Origin of the sequence: Mesorhizobium sp. M4B.F.Ca.ET.089.01.1.1, from assembly GCF_004022605.1 — a bacterium.
Lineage (GTDB): Bacteria > Pseudomonadota > Alphaproteobacteria > Rhizobiales > Rhizobiaceae > Mesorhizobium > Mesorhizobium abyssinicae.
This window is the reverse complement of record NZ_RZOS01000522.1, coordinates 1-3557: the sequence shown is the minus strand read 5'-3', so window position 1 is coordinate 3557 and position 3557 is coordinate 1. Positions and strand designations below refer to the sequence as shown.

General features: G+C 64.9%; 4 protein-coding genes. 2 read left to right on the top strand and 2 right to left on the bottom strand.

Annotation, left to right across the window (positions count from 1 at the left end; genetic code table 11):
* Positions 1-131: asparaginase (locus EN780_RS29845; protein ID WP_189556844.1), on the bottom strand; the 131-nt coding region annotated here is incomplete at its 3' end.
* Between the two features lie 54 nt (positions 132-185).
* Positions 186-1352 (bottom strand): acetyl-CoA acetyltransferase, encoded by a 1167-nt coding sequence (locus EN780_RS29840; RefSeq protein ID WP_127393554.1) that lies wholly within the window; start codon positions 1350-1352, stop codon positions 186-188.
* A 240-nt stretch (positions 1353-1592) separates the two neighbouring features.
* On the opposite strand from EN780_RS29840, the gene betI reads away from it, so the two are divergent.
* Together betI and betC are read left to right on the top strand one after the other, a co-directional pair.
* The gene (gene betI / locus EN780_RS29835; RefSeq protein ID WP_128276085.1) at positions 1593-2183 is read left to right on the top strand and encodes a transcriptional regulator BetI; all 591 of its coding nucleotides are present in this window, start codon (positions 1593-1595) and stop codon (positions 2181-2183) included.
* The coding region (gene betC, locus EN780_RS29830) for a choline-sulfatase (protein WP_128276084.1) at positions 2180-3557 on the top strand (1378 nt) is incomplete at its 3' end. The genes betI and betC, both read left to right, overlap by 4 nt.

The following is a 3557-nucleotide window of genomic DNA, read 5'->3' as shown; positions in this document are numbered from 1 at the left end:
AACACCGGGCGGACCGTCTCGCCGATTTCGAGCAACGGCTTGCCGTCAGCATCGAACACGGCGACCGCGCCGCGATGGGCGCTTTCGACCACCGCGCCGCGCAAAACCTCGACCAGAACCGGATTTGACATGCTGCCTCCCGCACGCGCGCGCCCAGAGGGCGCCGCTTTAAATGCGGGCCGCTTCTACCTGATCCGGTCGAGAATGGAAACGTAGTTGGCAACGGCAGCGCCACCCATGTTGAAGATGCCGCCGAGCTTGGCGCCCGGCACCTGGATGCCGCCCGCCTCGCCGGTGAGCTGCATGGCGGTCAGCACATGCATCGACACGCCGGTGGCGCCGATCGGGTGGCCCTTGGATTTAAGGCCGCCGGAGGGGTTGACCGGCAGGCGGCCGTCCCTGGCCGTGGTGCCGTCCAGCGCCAGCTTCGCGCCTTCGCCTGGCTTGGCCAGCCCCATCGCCTCGTATTCGATCAGTTCGGCGATGGTGAAGCAGTCATGCGTCTCGACGAAGGAGAGGTCGTCGAGCGTCACGCCGGCCTTCTTCAGCGCCTGGTTCCAGGCCTGCTCGCAGCCCTCGAAGGCGAGGATGTCGCGCTTCGACATCGGCAGGAAATCCTGGACGTGCTCATTGGCGCGGAAGGTGACGGCGCGGCGCATCCTGAGCGCCGTCGCGGTGTCGGTGAGCACAAGCGCGGCGGCGCCGTCCGAAACCAGCGAGCAGTCGGTGCGCTTCAAGGGACCGGCGACGAACGGGTTCTTCTCGCTTTCCTGGCGGCAGAATTCAAAGCCGAAATCCTTGCGCATCTGCGCGTAAGGATTGTCGACGCCGTTCTTGTGGTTCTTGGCGGCGATCATGGCGAGCGCATCCGACTGGTCGCCATAGCGCTGGAAATAGGCCTGCGCGATCTTGCCGAAGACGCCGGCAAAGCCGGCGGGCGTGTCGCCATCCTCCGGCAGGTAGGAGGCCTTGAGCAGGTTTTTGCCGATCTCGGGGCCGGGCGTGGTGGTCATCTGCTCGGCGCCGACCACCAGCACAATGCGGGCCGCATTGGCGTCGATGGCGCGGATACCTTGCCTCACGGCGGCCGAACCGGTGGCGCAGGCGTTTTCGACGCGCGTCGCCGGCTTGAAGCGCAGCCGGTCGTCGGCCTGCAAAACCAGACTGGCGGTAAAATCCTGCGCGGAGAAGCCAGCGTTGAAATGGCCGAGCACGATCTCGTCGACATCGTCGGGACCAATCCCGGCATGGTCGAGCGCCTCGACGGCGACCTTGGTGATCAGGCCCTCGAGCGTCTCGCCCTCGAGCTTGCCGAAGCGCGAATGCGCCCAGCCGACGATGCATGCGGTCATTACAGCCTCCATTTGCCGCGCAGCCTGGCGTGTGGATCCTCAGGTGATGCCGGCCTGACCTAAACCTCCACACACGCTAGCACGTCCTGTCGCGGCATGAGATTCAATATTGTTCAACAGTGAACTTTTTTCCAGCCCAGGGGATGGGCCAGACCAACAGGATCGTTTGATGCCAGCATCGATTTTTTGTTGATTGATCCGTCAATAAAAAATAATCTTATATCGAGCCCGGATCCCAAAATGCCGAAAATCGGAATGGAACCCTTGCGCCGCAAGGCGCTCATCGATGCGACGATCTCGGCGATCGGCGAGCGCGGCTCGCTGGACGTGACGATGTCGGAGATCGCCGGCCGCGCCGGCGTGTCGTCGGCGCTGGCGCACCATTATTTCGGCGCCAAGGACGAGCTTCTGTTCGCGACGATGCGGCACATACTGGCGGAGCTCAACACCGACACCAGGCGCGCGCTGCGGGCCACCGGCACGGCGCGCCAGCGCGTCTCGGCCGTGGTCGCCGTCAGCTTCTCCGACGACCAGTTCCAGCCCGAGACCATCGCCGCATGGCTTGCCTTCTATGTCGAGGCGCAGAAGTCGTCGGCCTTGCGGCGCCTGCTCAAGATCTATGCGAGGCGACTGCATTCGAACCTGATGAGCGGGCTGACCGGCATCCTGTTCCGACGCGAAGCGGATCGCGTCGCCGAAGCGACGGCGGCGCTGATCGACGGGCTCTACATCCGTCGCGCGCTGAAAGACGGCGTGCCGGACGCGGCGACGGCCATCGCGCTCGTCGAAGACTATCTCGAAACCAAGCTCAGCGGACGGAGCCTGCCTTGACGACCGGACGGCCCAATTTCCTGATCGTCATGGTCGATCAGCTCAACGGCACGCTGTTCCCCGACGGACCAGCGGATTTCCTGCATGTGCCGCATCTGAAGGCACTTGCCGCCCGCTCGGCGCGCTTTGCCAACAACTACACCGCCTCGCCGCTCTGCGCGCCCGGCCGCGCCTCGTTCATGAGCGGGCAGTTGCCGTCACGCACCGGGGTCTACGACAACGCGGCGGAGTTCACGTCCTCGATCCCGACTTTTGCCCATCACCTGCGATCTGCCGGCTACTACACCTGCCTGTCTGGCAAGATGCATTTCGTCGGGCCGGACCAACTGCATGGCTTCGAGGAGCGGCTGACCACCGACATCTATCCGGCCGATTTCGGCTGGACGCCGGACTATCGCAAACCCAGCGAGCGCATCGACTGGTGGTACCACAATCTGGGCTCGGTGACCGGCGCGGGTGTCGCCGAGACCACCAACCAGATGGAGTATGACGACGAAGTCGTGTTCCTGGCCACCCAGAAGCTCTACCAGCTTTCGCGGGAGCAGGACGATGCGGACCGCCGGCCCTGGTGCCTGACCGTTTCGCTGTCGCACCCGCACGACCCGTACGTCGCGCGCAAGCAGTATTGGGACCTCTACGAGAATTGCCAGGCGCTGGACCCCGAAACCGGGTTCATCGCGCATGACGAGCAGGACGCGCATTCGCAGCGGCTCTACCACGCCAGCGACTATTCCTCTTTCGCGATCACAAGCGACCAGGTGCGCCGTTCGCGGCGCGGGTATTTCGCCAACATCTCCTATGTCGACGACAAGCTCGGCGAGCTGCTGGACGTCCTCGGCCGCACGCGCATGCTCGACGACACCGTCATCCTGTTCTGCTCGGACCATGGCGACATGCTCGGCGAGCGCGGGCTGTGGTTCAAGATGAGCTTCTTCGAGGGTTCGGCACGCGTACCGCTGATGATCGCCGGCAAAGGCGTGCCGGCCGGGCTGATCGAGGCGCCGGTCTCCAATCTCGACGTGACGCCGACGCTGTGCGACCTCGCCGGCATCGACATGGGCGCCATCGCTCCGTGGACCGACGGCCAGTCGCTGCTGCCGCTCGCCAATGGCGGGCAGCGCACCGCGCCGGTGTTGATCGAGTATGCCGCCGAAGGCTCCTACGCGCCGCTGGTGGCGATCCGCGACGGCAAATACAAATTCGTCCATTGCGAACTCGACCAGCCGCAATTGTTCGACCTCGAAGCCGATCCGCTCGAGCGTGACAACCTCGCCGACGACCTGGCCAACGCGGCGCTGGTCGCGGCGTTCATGGACAAGGTCCGGGCGCGCTGGGACATGGCCGCTTTCGACGCCGCCGTGCGCGAGCTGTCTC